A 15,866-nucleotide genomic window follows, 5' to 3' on the forward strand; every position below is an offset into this window, starting at 1 on the left:
CCAAGCCCATTCATTTGACAGCTAGTATACCATACCGCCGCTCAAAAACGCAGAAGTGCCGGATGCTTGTGAAAGGGGTTATCGAAACGGCAGCAGAACTGGAAAAAGCCTTTCTCGTGTCTTTGCCTCATTCATATGACATCATGATATAATCATTGTAAAAATTAATAAATACTGGGAGGGACATATGAAGACGGTGATTGTGTATGCAAACCCGGATGAGAACAGTTTCAATGCGGCTCTCGTAAAATACGTCGTCATGGCTTTAAAGGACAGCGGCCGAAGCTATACGGTCATTGACTTATACGCCGACCAATTTGATCCCGTGCTGAAGTACGGCGGCGAAAAAAAGCGCTCTGACATGAACCGGGACGCTGAAACGAAGAAATACCGGAAACTGATGAAAGAAGCAGATCATCTCATTTTCATCTACCCGCTGTGGTGGGGAGGCGTTCCGGCGATTATGAAAGGCTTTTTTGACAGAGTGCTTGTCGCCGGAGAAGCCTACACATATGAAAACGGCCGCGTAAAAGGACTGCTCCGGGCAGAGACGGCACAGGTCTTTTATACGGCGGATTCCCCGGGCTGGTACTTAAAGTGGTTCCGGAAAAACTCGGACTGGATTACGCTGAAAAAAGGCATTCTGCAATTTTGCGGCATTCAAAAAGCCGAGCGGAACCTTTTTTCTGTCGTCAAAACGAGCACACCCGAGCTGCGGGAAAAATGGCTGCGCCAAGCATACGCTAAAGTCCGGCGCGCTTGTGAAAAAGGAGCGGCCGCATGCAGATAAAAGAAATTTTCGTGATTCGCTGCCTGTCCTGTTTAAGTGTCGTTCTGCTTCACGTTGTTTCAATGGTGCTGATGATTCAGGAAGAGTCCTTAGCCAGTGCCGCCCATACGGTTGATGCTTTTCGGACCCTGTTGATGTTCAGTACGCCGGCGTTTATCTTTATTTCGGAATTTCTGCTTGCCAGGTCATACCCGGGAGGCGTTCCCGCGGGTTTTTTAAAGAAAAGGGGCAAAGTCATTTTCGTGCCGTTTCTGTTTATTGCCGCGGTGGATGCCATTTTAATGAAAAGCGTGGCGGAAGAAGGAGCCGGCTTCGTTTCAGTGATCGGTAAATTTTTAGCAAATGTGTTTTTAGGAAACTTCATCGGCTACTTCATTCTTGTGATCTTTCAATTTTACATTCTCCATATGCTGCTGCACCGCTGGCTGAACAACACATCTCCCGTGTGGGTGCTGTCTGTTTCGTTTATCATCAACGCCGTCTATCTGGATTACTTTTCCATCTTTCATCCGCCGGCATCATCGGGGCTTGATTCTATTTTTCCGTTCTTTTGGGTTCCGTTTCCGGGCTGGGTGTTTTATTTCTGTCTGGCATTTTATTGCGGAAAGGAATATCCGCGTTTTTTAGCGCTCATCAATCAGTACCGTTATGCGGTTTACTTCAGTGCGGCCGTATCGGCAATATTGATTGTGGCCGTTTCATATATCAGCGGCGGCTCCATTTCCTCTAAGCGTCCGGATATTATGATTTACGCGGTCAGTATGATCTTTCTGTGTTTTCATCTGTTTTCAAAGCTCAAAAAAGTGCCCGCGATTGTGATGATGATCAGCAACTATTCGTTTTCAATCTATCTGCTGCACTCCTACTTTTTAATCAGCGGATATCTTCTGGAAGGCTATTTGCGGTCAATGCCTTTGCCGGCTGCTATCCTTCTTTTATTTTTGATCTGCACGCTCGGTCCCATTTTCGTATCTTGGGTGTGCAACCATTTCAGATACGGATACCTGTTTGTCGGGAAAGTGTATCAGCCGAAGCAGACCAAAAGAAATACGGCGGCGCATCAAGGCCGCACAGTCTGAAAAAAAGGCGGCGTTTCGGCCGCCTTTTTGATACGGGTCCGATTTATCAGGCACGAGAACGGATAGTTGTACATCCTGCAAACAAAGACCCCCGCCTGCGGCCGTTTTGACGGATGCATTTATGACAAAATAACGCCATCGATTTTCTCCCTTGTGAAGACCGATATAATGTATACTTATAGGAAATACTTTCAAAAAAAGTGAAAAAGAGAAAAACTGTGAGCTTGGATGAACGACTAAAAAGGAGCGGGGACATTATGAATGACTGTGTCAAAACATTCGGAGAACTTTCGGCCGAACTTTATTCCTTTGCGGGGGGAAAAGGAAGCATTCTCTCTAAAATGTATCAAAGCGGGTATCCTGTGCCTGAAGGGTTTGTGATTTTGCCGTCAGCCTTTCAGGACGGACAGCTCCGCCATCAGGCGAGAGAGGCTATTGATCAATATGTGAATTCCATCCGCAGCCGCCATGCATCTGCGTTGTTTGCCGTACGCTCATCCGCGCTGAGCGAGGATTCCGCTCAGGCTTCCTTTGCCGGGGAATTCGATACGGTGTTGAATGTCAAAACAGATCAAGACATGTCCAGGGCGATTGATGAAGTCCGCCGATCGGCACAGTCAGAAAGGGTAAAAGCGTACAGCGCCGTTCAGGGAATGGAAGATGAGCATGAAATCGCAATCGTCATCCAGCTGATGATACCGTCTGAGATATCCGGAGTGCTGTTTACCGCAGATCCGATTACGGGGAGCAGGCGGGAGATGACAGGCAATTACGTCTACGGTCTCGGGGAGCAGCTCGTTTCCGGGGAAGCTGATGCCTATTCTTTTAAACTGGCACGGCCTAAGAAAAAATATGACGGCCCCGGGGAATTTCGCAAATATGCGTCAACGCTCTATAAACTGGCGAAAAAGCTGGAAAAAGATCTTGGAGGGCCGCAGGATATTGAATGGGCCGCCGCGGGCGGGACATTGTATATTCTTCAATCCCGCCCGATTACGACCTTACAAGCCGGAAATCTGGAAACCTATGAATGGAATGATTCTTTCAGCGGTGATTTTTTATGGACAAACACAAATATAGGAGAAGCGATTCCCGATGTGATGACGCCGCTGACATGGTCGCTCCTCCGGAATCTGGATGAAGAGTCGGGCATCATTCCGGGCTATTATGTCTGGTCCGGCAATATTTGCGGCAGAGCCTATAACAATATGAGCCAGCCTCTTTCCGTTCTCGCCGCTTTCGGTCTGAATCCGAAAGGCGGAAAAATAGGAAAAATGATGAGCGATACATTGGGAGAAATCCCGGCGGAAATGAAGATTCCTTTATATCCGTTCTCAAAGTATGAACTTTTGAAGATCATCTCGAAAAAACTGAAACCGTATCTGTCGAAAATGAAGCACGCGAAAAAAAACATGTCCTCCTATTTGGACGAATCGCCGGAGTGGTGCCGGAATATTGAGGAAAAGCTGAAACGTGCCGAAACGGAGCGGACATTATTAGCGATATGGAACAATGAGATCTATCCGTATTTATGCAACGCGTGGTTTGCGTTAATATCCGGCGGGCGTGATTCTGCGCAATCCTCTTCGTCGTTAACCTCTCAATTAACAAAACTCGCAGGAATAGAAGATGCGAATCTCCTGCTTTCCAATCTGAGGGGAAAAGGCGGACTGGCCAGCCTGGAGCCGATTATCGGCATTGATCAAGTCATGAAAGGCCGTATGAGCGAGGAAGAATATCTCAGGAACCAAGGCCACCGAGGCCCGCATGAATACGAACTTTCCATACCGCATCCCGGAGAAAACCGGGATTGGCTGACGAAGCAGATCAAAGAACACAAGGAGTCGGGTATTGATGCCGAACAACTGCTTTTGAAACAGCAGCGGGCGCATGAACAGGCCTTCCGAAGATTTGAAGAAAAGTTTCCTCATAAGGTCAAATGGCTCAAAGCCAAAATGGAAAAAGCGTCAGAATACGCGAATATTAGAGAAACAACCAGATCCGAATTTGTCAGGGTGTACCGGACAGCCAGAGCATTCGCGCTCAGAGCGGCGGAAATGACCGGCATGAAGGACGATATTTTCTTCTTGTATCTGCATGAAATAACCGATCTGCTCGCGGGGAAAGAGCCGGCGGTTGCGTCGATTCAAGCGAGAAAGCAAAACTATGAAACCTATAAAAAACTGCCGCCGTCCCCATCCGTTATTAACGGAAGATTCAATCCGTTTAAATGGGCTGAGGAGCCTGACAGAAGAGCGGATTATTACGATGCTTTTATGCCTGCGGAAACTGATGATGCGCATACTTTAAAAGGTTTCGCGGGAGCGGCCGGGAGAGTGGAGGGCATTGTCCGTGTCCTTGATGCTCCGGAAGACGGGGATTCTTTTGCGGCGGGGGAAATTTTAGTGACTACGACAACCAATGTAGGCTGGACCCCGCTTTTTCCAAGAGCGGCTGCCATCATAACGGACGTCGGCGCCCCTTTGTCCCACGCGGCGATCGTCGCCCGGGAACTTGGGATTCCTGCTGTTGTCGGGTGCGGAAATGCAACGTCAAAACTGAAAACGGGGGACAGGGTGGCCGTTGACGGCGGACAAGGCATCGTCCAGCTGGAACCGCGGCAGACTCCGGCCACTTCTGAAGAGGAAAATGGTAAACTGATAGAATAAAATCATGGGAAAGGAGCCGCGCATGAATAAAGCAGTTATTAACGGGGAGCAAATCAGAAGTATGAGCGACCTGCATCAGACATTGAAAAAGGAACTTGCTCTTCCTGAATACTACGGTGAAAACCTTGACGCTTTATGGGATTGTCTGACCGGCTGGGTGGAATATCCCCTCGTTTTAGAATGGAGCCAGTTTGAACAAAGCAAGCAGCTTACAGAAAATGGCGCCGAGAGTGTGCTTCAGGTCTTTCGTGAAGCGAAAGCGGAAGGCTGCGACATCACCATCATACTTTCATAATACGATCAACGGGAGAGAGACAAAAATGGAAAAACAAACCCTCAGCTATCCGATTGGAGAGTATCAGCCGGCTGAATCGATTTCGGCCGGACAGAAACAAGAATGGATCAATGCGCTGGAACACGCTCCGGCCAAACTGAAACAAGCTGTCAGAGCGATGTCGGACAGTCAGCCTGATACGCCGTACCGCGAAGGGGGATGGACTGTCCGCCAAGTTGGTTCACCATCTGGCGGACAGCCACATGAACGGCTATACCCGGTTTAAATTGAGCGTAACGGAGAATGAACCGGAAATCCGTCCTTATGATGAAAAAGGATGGGCTGATCTTCATGATTCCAAAACCGCCGCTTGCGGGGATGCGCTTGAGCTGTTAACGATCCTGCACAGAAGATGGGCCGCTCTTTTGCGCTCCATGACGGAAGCCCAATTTAAACGGACATACTTCCATCCTGTGTCTAAAGAGACGGTTACGCTGGAACAGGCGCTCGGACTATATGTCTGGCACTCTGAACATCACATCGCCCATATTACTGAGCTTTCCCGGCGGATGGGCTGGCATCTGTCTTAGAGGATGCCGGCTTCCGGAAAAACGCCAAAACAGCCGCAGACACAATCGTGCATAATGAAATGACGGCGGCTGCCGTATAAAGATGGTGGTAGCCGCTGGAAATGCCTGCTTCAATCGCATCAGAAACCGCTTTTTTGACGGCGGGAACGGGGATTCGGCTTACCTGCTCCTGCAACGAAGAAAGTCCGCCGCCGATATCGGGCGTTTGCGCCTGATCAGCGGGAATGCCGCTTTTCGCTAAACGGTTTTTGATGTCATCTCCGATCCGGTCAAAGCCCGCTGTAATGAAGCCGGCATATAAAGCCGGAGCGAGCGTCAGCCCGACCTGCCTTACGAGTGACAGCGTGCCTAGCGCTGTTCCTTTGTTTTGGCCCGCCGTTTCTGATACAAGCACATTCAGCGGAGCCCCGAGCAGAAATCCGAAACCGATCCCGGCAATGACACTTGCTGTGACAAATTCCCATTTATCCGTCACCCATAACGGAAACAGGCTGAAGCCTGCAAATGCGATGGCGCCTGATACAACCGCGGAAAAGACTGGCCCTTTTTTATCCGTGATCGCCCCGCCGAGCCACGCTCCGATGCCTGACGCCAAAGCGAGCGGCGTCATCCAATAACCCGCTTTCTCCGCCGATACGTGCAAATATTGCTCCGCATAAGAAGGAATAAAAATGACCGCAGCGAGCAGCCCTCCCGATAAAAATCCGATGACGAGCGTCCATTGAAACACTTTATTTTGCAGCAGCGAGTAGGCGAGAATCGGATCGCCCCCTCGGTTTTCAACCCGCTTTTCGACCTTAAGCAGCACCAGAAAGAGAAGTGCCGATCCAAAAAGATACCCGTACACCTTTACGTCCATTATGCTTTCTGACAGCTTCGCCCCATCGAGATTCGTGATACCGATCATGCAAGATAAGATCGCAAGAGACAGCAGCATTGTGCCGGCGAGGTCAAGCCGTTTCGCCTCAGGCTCTTTCGTTTCAGCGATAAACAAACCGCCGCACACAACCAAAGCGGCGGCAATCGGCAGGTTAATCAAGAACAGCCAATGCCACGACCCGGTTACATCAAGCAAAAAGCTCCCGATATTCGGTCCGAGGACGGCCGCCATACCGTTCATCGCCCCTAAAAGCCCGAGAGCTTTCCCCTGTTTCTCCTTCGGAAGCACGGCCAGCACATGCGAACTCCCGATTATAAAAATTCCGCCGCCGCCAAGCGCCTGAATGAGCCGTGCCGCCAAAAACATCGGGAAGCTCTGACTGAGTGCGACAAGCAAAGAGCCGAGTCCGAACAGCCCGACTTCAATCATAAACAGCTTTTTCCGCCCGTATCGGTCCGACAGCTTGCCGACAATCGGCACACTGACACTGAGTCCCAATGTGTAAAGGGTCACTCCCCAAGATCCCCATGAAGGAGAAACATCAAAAGAGCTGTTAATCGTCGTCAGAGCAGCGGAAATAATTCCGTTGTCCAGCGCCGCCATGAACACACCGATCGTAAAGAGAGTGATGGCCCAGCTCTGGTTTTTTTCTGTTTGCAAAGGCTCCGGCATACTGATCAATCCTTCCGTTTTTAATTCACTTCAAATATATTATTCACTTTGAGTGAATTAAATGTCAAACAAAAAAAGGCCGCCGATACCGGCAGGCCTTTTTCATCTCTATCCCTGTTTGGAAGAATCAAGCGCTCTTGCCAAAATGGCAAGCCCTTGATTGACCGTTTGTTTTTCTTCAGCGGTCAGCGTTTCCAATGAACGCTTCAATTTTACATGTCCTTTTTGATAAAGGCTGCGGAAAATATCTTTCGCGTTTTCCGTTAATTGAACGACGACTGAACGGCGGTCTTCTTCTGACGGAGCGCGTGTAATGAAACATGATTTTTCTAAACGGTCAAGCAGCCCCGTCGTATTTGAAAGAGAAGCGCCCATTTTCTCCGCTATGTCACTCACCTTAAGCGTCCCGTGGTTGTTCAGAAGCATCAGCACCTTCATTTGCGGCATGCTCATATCAAGCTTCATCCACTCCGACACATCGCCGAGCCCCGCCGATGTCATCACTTTCATGTACAGCACCCAAATATCCCGTTCCTCAGGAGAAAAAATATCGCCGCCTAATACCGTTGTATCATGCAGATTATAATCCATCGTCTCACTTCCTCATTCATACTCCTGCATACCATATTACTGATTTTAATCAGAGAAAGAAAGTTGCAGGCGAGTTTTGTTTGAATGTGAGGTGGTAGTGTATAATATGTTGGAGATTATTGGGGGAATTATAATAAATAAGCTATTTTATGATGATTGGAGAGAACATTGCTGACTAAAAAGAATGCCTTATCGATATTAAAAGTATTATTTCCTATTGCAGTTTTGCTTTTAGTCATTTATCAGTCCAAAAAGGAATTGACAGACCTTTCTTTTAAACGAACGCTGTACATTATTAACGGGATTGAGCGTTACGATTTATTTATTCTCGTTCTGCTCGGCCTCCTTGCCGTCAGCGCGATGTCCTTTTATGACTTTGTGCTGAAACGGACGCTTCGCCTCAACATTCCGAATTGGAAAGTATTCAGGGTCTCCTTTATCGCCAATTCCTTTAACAATGTCCTTGGATTCGGCGGTCTGGCGGGCGTCGGGCTGCGGACGATGCTTTACAAAGAACATACGAATGACGTAAAACGCCTCGTCGCAGGCATCGCCTGGCTTACGTCCTCAGCGCTGCTCGGGCTGTCCGTCTTCAGTATCCTGACCATCGCCCGGGTTCTGCCGGTTGGAGAGATTACAGGTGAGAAACCGTGGCTGTGGGCTGTTATCGCGGGAGTGGCGCTTATTGTGCCGGCAGCCTTAATCGCCGCTGGGATCAACAATAAAAAAGCTGGCGCAGAAGACGGTGAAGCAAAACCGAGGCATCCGGTTTTTTCTTACATCGGGGCATCGTTTGCCGAATGGTTCGCGGCGGCTGTCGTCATGTATTATTCTCTGTATGTCATGGGAATTCACGCGGATGTCCGCCATGTATTCGGGGTATTTGCCATTGCCGCTATCGGGGGAATCATCAGCCTTGTGCCGGGAGGATTCGGTTCGTTTGACCTTCTGTTTCTGCTCGGCATGCAGAATATGGGCTTTCCGCAGGAGGCGGTCGTGACATCCATCGTCATCTACCGGATTGTGTATTCATTTATTCCGTTTGTGTTCGGGCTGTTCTTTGCGGCCGGCGACTTAACGGAAAATACGCTTAAACGGCTGGAATCAAATCCGAAGATGGCGCCTGCCGTGGAAACGACGAACGTGCTTCTCGTATTCCAGCGCGCTATCTTGATCAGGGTGCTTTACGGTTCGCTGTCGCTTTTGGTTTTCGTGTCGGGAGTCGTCGTGCTTGCGTCCGTCTCCCTGCCGATCGACAGGGAGACGGTCATTCCGCACATTCCGCGCCCGGCGCTCCTTGCGTTTAACGGGTTATCGCTAAGCGCGGCTTTGATTCTATTAATTTTGCCGATTGAATTATACAAACGGACGAAACGTTCTTATTCAATGGCGGTTGCCGCGCTGGTCGGCGGCTTTGTGTTCAGTTTCTTAAAAGGAATGAACATCAGCGCGATCTTTATTCTGCCTGTCGTCATCGTATTGCTTGTGCTGTTAAAGCGGCAGTTTATCAGAGAGCAGGCATCGTATACGCTCGGCCAGATGATTTTTGCGGCCGCTCTGTTTATTATCGCCTTGTTTAACTACAATCTCATTGCCGGCTTTATTTGGGATAAAATGAATCGGCTGCTGCGCCACGACTATTTCGTCCATAACAATTCGCACATTACATATGCCACGATGACGGCCATTATTGTTGTGCCGCTGTTTTTCCTTGTGTTTACGTTCTTTTATCATAAAAGATCGAAGCCGATCGGAGAAGAGGCCGATCCTGAACGGCTGAAGTCCTTTTTGGCGGAAGAAGGCGGAAATGCGCTCAGCCATCTCGGCTTTCTCGGGGATAAGCGGTTTTATTTCTCAAGCGACGGCAAAGCGCTTTTATTGTTCAGCCAGATTTCCAGAAGGCTTGTCGTGCTCGGTGATCCGTCAGGACAGAGAGACTCTTTTCCGCTTGTGATTGAGGAATTTCTGAATGAAGCGCATAAGCAGGGGCTGAGTGTCATGTTTTATCAGATCGAACGTGAAGATCTGGCGCTGTACCATGACTTCGGCTATAACTTCTTCAAGCTTGGAGAAGAAGCGTTCGTGGATATGGAGGCCTTTACGCTCTCAGGTAAGAAAAAAGCGGGGCTGCGGGCGATTAACAACAAATTTGACCGCGAAGGCTACACATTTCATGTCGGGGAACCGCCGTTTTCCTCCGAGTTTATCGCCAAGCTGAAAGACATTTCGGACGAATGGCTCGGACCGAAAAAAGAGAAAGGTTTTTCTCTCGGTTTCTTCGACCGGGATTATTTGGAACAGGCGCCGATTGCTTACGTGAAAGACGCGGAAGGGGAGATCATCGCTTTTGCCAACCTGATGCCGATGTATCAGGAAGGCGAGATATCCGTCGACTTGATGCGTTATCGGAAAAGCGCGCCGAACGGTATTATGGACGCGCTTTTCATCCGTCTGTTTCTCTGGGCGCAGGAAAAAGGCTATACTACCTTCAATATGGGCATGGCGCCTTTGTCAAACGTAGGAACGGCTTTTACTTCTTTCTGGTCGGAAAGAATCGCGGCCGTCATCTTCAACAACGTCCGGTATATGTACAGCTTCAGCGGGCTGCGGGCCTTTAAAGAAAAATACAAACCGGAGTGGCGCGGGAAATACTTGGCGTACCGCAAAAACAGATCGCTGTCCGTCACGATAATCCTCGTCACCCGCCTGATCGGAAAAACCAAAAAAAGACGCCGTTAAAAGGCGTCTTTTTTTTTGAATAATTGACTAAAAATTCTAATTTCACTCTGTTATACTGAATAACATGATCATAAGGTGAAAGGAAGGCTGATGAATGAAACAGGCAACCGTGTTTAAATATGAAGCGTTTTCCGATATTCCGGATTTGGGAAATCCCGCGGGAATCGTCTTTAACGGAGATGATTATTCAGATGAAGAGATGCAGATGATCGCCGAAATGGCAGGGTACAATGAAACCTCATTTCTCTGTAAAAGCGGAGAAGCCGATCTGCGCATCCGCTATTTTACACCCGGCCATGAAATGAATTTATGCGGACATGCTACCGTCGCCTCTCTTTACGCATTAATTGAAAAGGGAAGGCTTCAGGCTGATCAGGCATATCAAATTGAAACAAAAGCCGGCATTCTTCCCGTAAAAGCCGCTGAACGAAACGGCCGGGTATACATCACGCTCGAACAGGCTCCCCCGCAATTTCTGCCGTTTACGGGCGACAAAGAAAAGCTTGCGGCCTCGCTCGGGATTACGGCTGAGGATTTTCACAGCGAGCTGCCGATTGTTTACGGATCAACGGGGATCTGGACACTGATTGTTCCGCTGAGATCACTTAAAGCATCACGGAATATGGTGCCGGACAACGCACAATTCCCCGCTATTTTGCGCGATCTTCCGAAAGCGAGCGTTCATCCGTTTTCTCTGGAAACCGTTCATCCGGAAAGTGATCTGCACGGACGCCATTTTTCTTCCCCTTTCTCCGGTACGACCGAAGATCCGGTCACGGGAACCGCTTCAGGCGTCATGGCGGCCTATATGCGGCAATACGGAGGCTCCGAAGCCGAATGCCTCACGATTGAACAAGGCCATGAAATCGGGAAAGACGGAAAAGTGGAAATCAGGATTACAGAAGATAACGAAAAGATGAACATCGAGATGACGGGAACGGCCGTGTATGCCGAAACAATCAATTTTCAGCTTCCGTAACGGTTTACAAAAGCCGGTCGTATCCGTTATATTATAAATGATAATCATTTTCATTTGGATAGGAAGGTGAATCGGCATGCCGAAAACCGAACAATTACAGCAAAACGAAAGTCTTGTACATACAATCAGAAACAGAAGATCCATCCGGTCGTTTAAACCGGAAACCGTACCTTCTGAAGTCATATTAGATATGCTTGAAACGGCCGTTTACGCACCGAACCACAGACTGACGGAGCCGTGGCGTTTTATCTACGCAGCAAGCGAAGCGGGAAAAGCAAAGCTTGCGGACAGCTACGTCTCATTTTTCAAAAAGATAAAAGATGATTTCAACGAGGAAAAAGAGCGGAACATGAGAAAAAACCTCAGCGCCGTTCCGGGATTTTTGCTGGTCGTCTTAAAAGAAGATGAAAATGAATTTACGAGAAACGATGATTTCGCGGCGCTGAGCGGCATGATTCAAAACCTTCAGCTTCTCGCACATGAAAACGGCATCGGCATGGTCTGGAAAAGCGGCCGCATTATGTATGACAAACAGGTGCACCAAGACTTCGGCCTTGCTGACAATGAGCGCTTTGCCGCCATCATTCAAACGGGCTATCCGGATGAACAGCCTAAGGCGAAAGAACGGACGCCGGCAAAAAGCCTGTTTACCGAACTGTAAAAAAATCCCCGTCTCTATACAGAGGCGGGGATTTCGTATTAGCGGGTTTTGCTTTTAGCTCTGTTGTCAGCGGCTTTCATCCGCGCCTGCGCTTCACGGTCAGCGGAATCAGCAAGCTCGCTTGAATATTCCTCATATGTGCCGTCTGTTTCGCGTTTCAAAGCATCCGGAACTTGAGGAAGTTTTTGTTTGTTTTTATCACGGTTTTTGTGAGTATGATTTCTGCCCATATCAATCGCCCCCTGAAAAAAGTGATATCAAACAAACATAGTATCTGCCCGGTCCCGATCTTTATTCAGTTTATTTCCGTTTGGCTGCTCTTTCCGCTTTTTTGAATTCACCGGAATAAAGGACTTCCTGCATTTTTTTCAGATTGGCTCCCTGTTGATGTTTTTCGCGCTTCTTTTCCATAAAAGAAGACCCTCCTTCAAAACAGAATACCAATAGGATTGGCTTTTATTTCCGTTTTTATGCAGATAAGAGATCCTTTAAAGCGAAATCAAGCTCTTCATACGTAAATTGAAAACCGGATGTCAGCGCCTGCTTAGGCAGGGCGCGCTGGCCTTTTACGATCAGCAGGCTCATTTCTCCCAAGGCCTTCTCCAGAAAAAGTTCCGGTACGGGAATCCAATGGGGGCGGTGCAGGACGCCTGCGATCGTCTTTCCGAATTGCTTCATTTCTACGGGGTTCGGCGATGTCACATTCATGGGACCGGACAAGTCATCATGCTCCGCCGCAAAAGCAATAAGTTCCGCGGCGTCATCCACATGAACCCATGACAGCCATTGCCGTCCAGAGCCGATGGTGCCGCCGGCTAACAGCTTATAAGGGAGAACCATGAGCGGCAGGGCGCCTTTTTCACCGAGCATCACCCCGAATCTGGCATATACCGTCCGGATGCCGAGCGCTTCAATTTTCTGGCCTTCACGTTCCCACATATGAGCCGTATGACTGAGAAAGTCTTCATTTGACGTATCGGACTGTTCGGTGAATGTTTTCTCTGTGCTTGTGCCGTAAATGCCGACGGCGCTGGCCTGAATCAAAGCCCGGGGTTTTTTCGGCTGCTGCTTCATAATCCGTCTGACTTCTCTCGTCGCTTCTATTCTGCTTGAGATGATTTGTTCTTTCGTTGTGTCCGTCCAGCGGTCAAAGATGGATTTGCCGGCGAGGTTCACCCATACATCAATAGGGGGAAGCTCGCGCTCAGGCGCCGCGTTTTCGGCCAGCCATTGAACATATGTCACATTTTTTTGTTCGGTTTCTCTCTGTTTTCTTGATAAAATATAGACATGATGTCCCCGGCGGGTAAACACATCTGTCAGATGCCGGCCCAGAAAACCGGTGCCGCCTGTCATCGCGATATTCATATCCATCTCTCCTTACACGTTGATACATATACTGTACCTCATTTGCCAAAAAGAAAAACGCCTGAACATCGGGGCGGGAAAGGAGACCGGGATGCCGTTTATTACAAAAATATCGACCCAAAAGAAAAATACCGAGCGCTTCAACATCTTTCTTGATGAGAAATATGCATTCAGCGTCGACGCCGACGTGCTTGTGCGTTTTGACCTGAAGAAAGGGAAAGAACTGGACGAGCTTGACATTCTTGAAATCCAGCACGGCGATGACGTGAAAAAAGCCTTTAACCGCGCCGTAGAATTTTTATCATACCGGATGCGCTCTGAAAAAGAAGTCCGGGATCATCTGAAGAAAAAAGAAACACCGGACATGGTCATTTCTGAAGTCATCCATAAACTGTACGATTACCGCTACTTAAATGACAAAGAATTTGCGGAAGCCTATGCGAGCACCCACAAAAAAACAAACGGCAAAGGCCCTGACGTCCTGTTCCGCGAGCTGAAAGCGAAAGGAATAGACGGCGATACCATCAAGGAGACGCTCAGTGCGTTTACATTTGATGAGCAGATACAAGAAGCGCTGAAACATATCGGCAAAATCCTCAAAAAAGACAAAAAGCTGTCCACAAAAGAGATCAGACAGCGGGCGCAGATGCAGCTTCAGCGAAAAGGTTTCCCTTTCGACGTCATCAATGCCGCTCTGGAACAGACGGAGTATGAAAATGATGATGAAGCCGAGATGGAAGCTCTGAAGGCTCATGCGGAAAAAGCGATCAGGAAATACCGCTATGACGGCAGTTATGAAAGCGGAATGAAGGTCAAACAGTACTTATTCAGAAAAGGATTCTCGATTGACGATATTGATCAATTCTTGCAGGAAGAGGAGTAAACTGAAATGGACAAACGATACAGTCAAATGACGCCTCATGAACTACAGACAGAAATTGCGGGACTGACGGAAAAAGCGCGAAAAGCGGAACAGATGGGTATTGTAAATGAACTGGCCGTGCTTGAACGGAAAATGACGATGGCCAAAGCCTACATGCTGAACCCGGAAGACTTTCGGCCCGGCGGGGTGTATCAGATAGAAGGTTCTGATGACACTTTCCGCATTGATTACATCAACGGCGTATTCGCCTGGGGACACAGATCTTCCCCGTCTGACGGGGAAGAAGCGCTGCCGATTTCCGTTTTAAAAGAAAAAAAATAACAAAAGAGGCCGGTTCCGGCCTCTTTTTCTTTTCGGGCACATTCGTTTCAACCTTTCAGTAAAAAATGATTGAATTCATTTTTGATATCTTTTAAGATGGAATTCGTTGTTTTTTAAATAAAAAGGAGGCGATTTGCGTTGAATATCAAAATGAAACAGCCATCTGTGAAATTAATGATTTTTGTTTTAATGATTTGCACATTTTCCATCGGGTATACGGAATATGCTGTCATGGGTATTCTGACGTCGATTGCCGATGACTTTCATATACATGTATCTTCAGCGGGCATGCTTGTTACGGCGTACGCGGCAAGCGTCTGCCTGACGGGCCCGATCGTAACCATTATCGCGGTTAAGCTGCCGAGAAAGCCGGTGCTGCTAGGGTTGATGGGCATCTTCGTCCTTGCCAACCTGATGAGCGTCTTTGCGCCAAACTTCGCCGTGCTGGCGATTTCCAGAATTTTATCCGCATCCATCCACGGAGCTTTTTTTGCGATCGCCATGGTGTTTGCGAGTGAAATGGTGCCGCCTGAAAAACGTTCCGCCGCCGCGGCTTCCATGAACGGCGGATTAACCGTGGCGCTGATGCTCGGTGTCCCGTTCGGCTCTTATTTAGGGGATGCTCTTAACTGGCGGGCCGTCTTTTTCATTATTTCCGTTTTAGGCATGATCGGGCTGGTCGGACTGATGCTGGTCGTACCGAACCGGAAACCGAAAGTGATTCCGATGCTGATGAATGAATGGAGTGTCTTTAAGTATAAACAAGTGATTTTTTCCTTTGCGATCACCATTCTCGGCTACTCAGGCGTATTTATCGCTTACACGTTTATTGAGCCGATTTTAAGAGATTCAGCGGGGTTCGGCACAGTCGGCATTACAGGCGCATTATTCGCCTACGGTCTCGGCGGAGTGGCGGGGAATTTCTTCGCGGGGAAAGTGCCGCTCAAACTGCTGACGCGCACGATGATCGGTGTGATGATCGGCTTGATCGGCGTCTTGGCGATTTTTCCTTATATCGCCGTTTTTCCAGCCGCTGCGGTTTCAGCGACATTTTTATTCGGCGCATGTGCGTTCGGCACGCCGCCGCTTTTGCAGACCAAGGTTATTTCTTCCTCTGAAAACGGCACGACAATCGCCGCTGCGGTGAGCGTTTCCGCCTTTAACCTGGCAAACGCGCTCGGCGCCTGGATCGGCGGGTTGATTCTCGGCGGAACGGGATCTTACTCATGGCTGTTTGCCGGCGGTGCGCTGATGACGGCTCTCGGCCTTGTGCTTTCCACGTTCGCTCATCTGTCTGAGAAGAAAGATGTCTATGAATACCAAGTGCATAAAGGATAACAAAAAGCTTGCAGGGGATATTCCGCCTGCAA

Annotated in this window: 15 protein-coding genes and 1 pseudogene; 11 read left to right on the forward strand and 5 right to left on the reverse strand. The window is 48.7% G+C overall.

Annotation, left to right across the window (positions count from 1 at the left end; all coding sequences use genetic code 11):
* Positions 1-187 precede the first annotated feature (187 nt).
* From NYE38_RS04150 to bstA, 5 genes and pseudogenes are all read left to right on the forward strand, one after another.
* A complete protein-coding gene (locus NYE38_RS04150) occupies positions 188-790 on the forward strand; it encodes an NAD(P)H-dependent oxidoreductase (protein WP_032872373.1) in 603 nt (200 codons plus the stop codon).
* The gene (locus NYE38_RS04155; RefSeq protein ID WP_285002053.1) at positions 781-1,869 is read left to right on the forward strand and encodes an acyltransferase family protein; all 1,089 of its coding nucleotides are present in this window, start codon (positions 781-783) and stop codon (positions 1,867-1,869) included. Before NYE38_RS04150 ends, NYE38_RS04155 begins: the two co-directional genes overlap by 10 nt.
* A 257-nt stretch (positions 1,870-2,126) precedes the next feature.
* Positions 2,127-4,538 carry a PEP/pyruvate-binding domain-containing protein gene (locus tag NYE38_RS04160; protein ID WP_285002052.1) on the forward strand — a complete coding sequence of 804 codons (2,412 nt, stop codon included), beginning with the start codon at positions 2,127-2,129 and terminating at the stop codon, positions 4,536-4,538.
* A gap of 22 nt (positions 4,539-4,560) precedes the next feature.
* Positions 4,561-4,833 (forward strand): ribonuclease inhibitor Barstar, encoded by a 273-nt coding sequence (locus tag NYE38_RS04165; protein ID WP_029973990.1) that lies wholly within the window; start codon positions 4,561-4,563, stop codon positions 4,831-4,833.
* A gap of 25 nt (positions 4,834-4,858) precedes the next feature.
* Positions 4,859-5,402 (forward strand): annotated as a pseudogene (bstA, locus tag NYE38_RS04170) (bacillithiol transferase BstA).
* Here bstA and NYE38_RS04175 read toward each other — a convergent pair.
* Positions 5,362-6,954, reverse strand: a complete 1,593-nt coding sequence (locus NYE38_RS04175) for an MFS transporter (protein WP_340803112.1) — start codon at positions 6,952-6,954, stop codon at positions 5,362-5,364. The pseudogene bstA and the gene NYE38_RS04175 overlap by 41 nt on opposite strands.
* 108 nt (positions 6,955-7,062) lie before the next feature.
* On the reverse strand, positions 7,063-7,545 hold the full coding sequence (locus NYE38_RS04180) for a MarR family transcriptional regulator (RefSeq protein ID WP_014417231.1): 483 nt from the start codon (positions 7,543-7,545) through the stop codon (positions 7,063-7,065).
* A 168-nt stretch (positions 7,546-7,713) separates the two neighbouring features.
* Here NYE38_RS04180 and mprF point away from each other — a divergent pair, with 168 nt between their 5' ends.
* The 3 genes from mprF (at position 7,714) to NYE38_RS04195 (ending at position 11,924) form a co-directional block, all read left to right on the forward strand.
* Positions 7,714-10,284, forward strand: a complete 2,571-nt coding sequence (gene mprF, locus NYE38_RS04185) for a bifunctional lysylphosphatidylglycerol flippase/synthetase MprF (protein WP_340803111.1) — start codon at positions 7,714-7,716, stop codon at positions 10,282-10,284.
* Between the two features lie 94 nt (positions 10,285-10,378).
* A complete protein-coding gene (locus NYE38_RS04190) occupies positions 10,379-11,263 on the forward strand; it encodes a PhzF family phenazine biosynthesis isomerase (protein WP_017419144.1) in 885 nt (294 codons plus the stop codon).
* A 76-nt stretch (positions 11,264-11,339) separates the two neighbouring features.
* A complete protein-coding gene (locus NYE38_RS04195) occupies positions 11,340-11,924 on the forward strand; it encodes a nitroreductase (protein WP_017419145.1) in 585 nt (194 codons plus the stop codon).
* 38 nt (positions 11,925-11,962) lie between these two features.
* Here NYE38_RS04195 and NYE38_RS04200 read toward each other — a convergent pair whose 3' ends face one another.
* The 3 genes from NYE38_RS04200 to NYE38_RS04210 all read right to left on the reverse strand — a co-directional run bounded on the left by NYE38_RS04200 (position 11,963) and on the right by NYE38_RS04210 (position 13,292).
* Positions 11,963-12,154, reverse strand: a complete 192-nt coding sequence (locus NYE38_RS04200) for a YfhD family protein (protein ID WP_003155508.1) — start codon at positions 12,152-12,154, stop codon at positions 11,963-11,965.
* 70 nt (positions 12,155-12,224) lie between these two features.
* On the reverse strand, positions 12,225-12,335 hold the full coding sequence (locus tag NYE38_RS04205) for a YfhE family protein (RefSeq protein ID WP_003155504.1): 111 nt from the start codon (positions 12,333-12,335) through the stop codon (positions 12,225-12,227).
* A 57-nt stretch (positions 12,336-12,392) separates the two neighbouring features.
* The gene (locus NYE38_RS04210) at positions 12,393-13,292 is read right to left on the reverse strand and encodes a TIGR01777 family oxidoreductase (RefSeq protein WP_104843193.1); all 900 of its coding nucleotides are present in this window, start codon (positions 13,290-13,292) and stop codon (positions 12,393-12,395) included.
* A 91-nt stretch (positions 13,293-13,383) separates the two neighbouring features.
* Here NYE38_RS04210 and recX point away from each other — a divergent pair, with 91 nt between their 5' ends.
* The 3 genes from recX (at position 13,384) to NYE38_RS04225 (ending at position 15,834) form a co-directional block, all read left to right on the forward strand.
* Positions 13,384-14,175, forward strand: a complete 792-nt coding sequence (gene recX / locus NYE38_RS04215) for a recombination regulator RecX (protein ID WP_061861992.1) — start codon at positions 13,384-13,386, stop codon at positions 14,173-14,175.
* 6 nt (positions 14,176-14,181) lie between these two features.
* Positions 14,182-14,496, forward strand: a complete 315-nt coding sequence (locus NYE38_RS04220; protein WP_063636897.1) for a YfhH family protein — start codon at positions 14,182-14,184, stop codon at positions 14,494-14,496.
* A gap of 144 nt (positions 14,497-14,640) precedes the next feature.
* Positions 14,641-15,834: an MFS transporter gene (locus NYE38_RS04225; RefSeq protein ID WP_026092305.1), complete on the forward strand. Its 1,194-nt coding sequence runs from the start codon at positions 14,641-14,643 to the stop codon at positions 15,832-15,834.
* Positions 15,835-15,866: the final 32 nt, after the last annotated feature.

The organism is Bacillus sp. EU63 (assembly GCF_038592915.1).
Lineage (GTDB): Bacteria > Bacillota > Bacilli > Bacillales > Bacillaceae > Bacillus > Bacillus velezensis.

Excerpts from the sequence above, each read along its gene's own strand:
- NYE38_RS04150 (WP_032872373.1), top strand. The coding sequence starts at position 188 with ATGAAGACGGTGATTGTGTATGCAAACCCGGATGAGAACAGTTTCAAT.
- NYE38_RS04155 (WP_285002053.1), top strand. The coding sequence starts at position 781 with ATGCAGATAAAAGAAATTTTCGTGATTCGCTGCCTGTCCTGTTTAAGT.
- NYE38_RS04160 (WP_285002052.1), top strand. The coding sequence starts at position 2,127 with ATGAATGACTGTGTCAAAACATTCGGAGAACTTTCGGCCGAACTTTAT.
- NYE38_RS04165 (WP_029973990.1), top strand. The coding sequence starts at position 4,561 with ATGAATAAAGCAGTTATTAACGGGGAGCAAATCAGAAGTATGAGCGAC.
- NYE38_RS04175 (WP_340803112.1), bottom strand. The coding sequence starts at position 6,954 with ATGCCGGAGCCTTTGCAAACAGAAAAAAACCAGAGCTGGGCCATCACT.
- NYE38_RS04180 (WP_014417231.1), bottom strand. The coding sequence starts at position 7,545 with ATGGATTATAATCTGCATGATACAACGGTATTAGGCGGCGATATTTTT.
- NYE38_RS04190 (WP_017419144.1), top strand. The coding sequence starts at position 10,379 with ATGAAACAGGCAACCGTGTTTAAATATGAAGCGTTTTCCGATATTCCG.
- NYE38_RS04195 (WP_017419145.1), top strand. The coding sequence starts at position 11,340 with ATGCCGAAAACCGAACAATTACAGCAAAACGAAAGTCTTGTACATACA.
- NYE38_RS04200 (WP_003155508.1), bottom strand. The coding sequence starts at position 12,154 with ATGGGCAGAAATCATACTCACAAAAACCGTGATAAAAACAAACAAAAA.
- NYE38_RS04205 (WP_003155504.1), bottom strand. The coding sequence starts at position 12,335 with ATGGAAAAGAAGCGCGAAAAACATCAACAGGGAGCCAATCTGAAAAAA.
- NYE38_RS04210 (WP_104843193.1), bottom strand. The coding sequence starts at position 13,292 with ATGAATATCGCGATGACAGGCGGCACCGGTTTTCTGGGCCGGCATCTG.
- recX (WP_061861992.1), top strand. The coding sequence starts at position 13,384 with ATGCCGTTTATTACAAAAATATCGACCCAAAAGAAAAATACCGAGCGC.
- NYE38_RS04220 (WP_063636897.1), top strand. The coding sequence starts at position 14,182 with ATGGACAAACGATACAGTCAAATGACGCCTCATGAACTACAGACAGAA.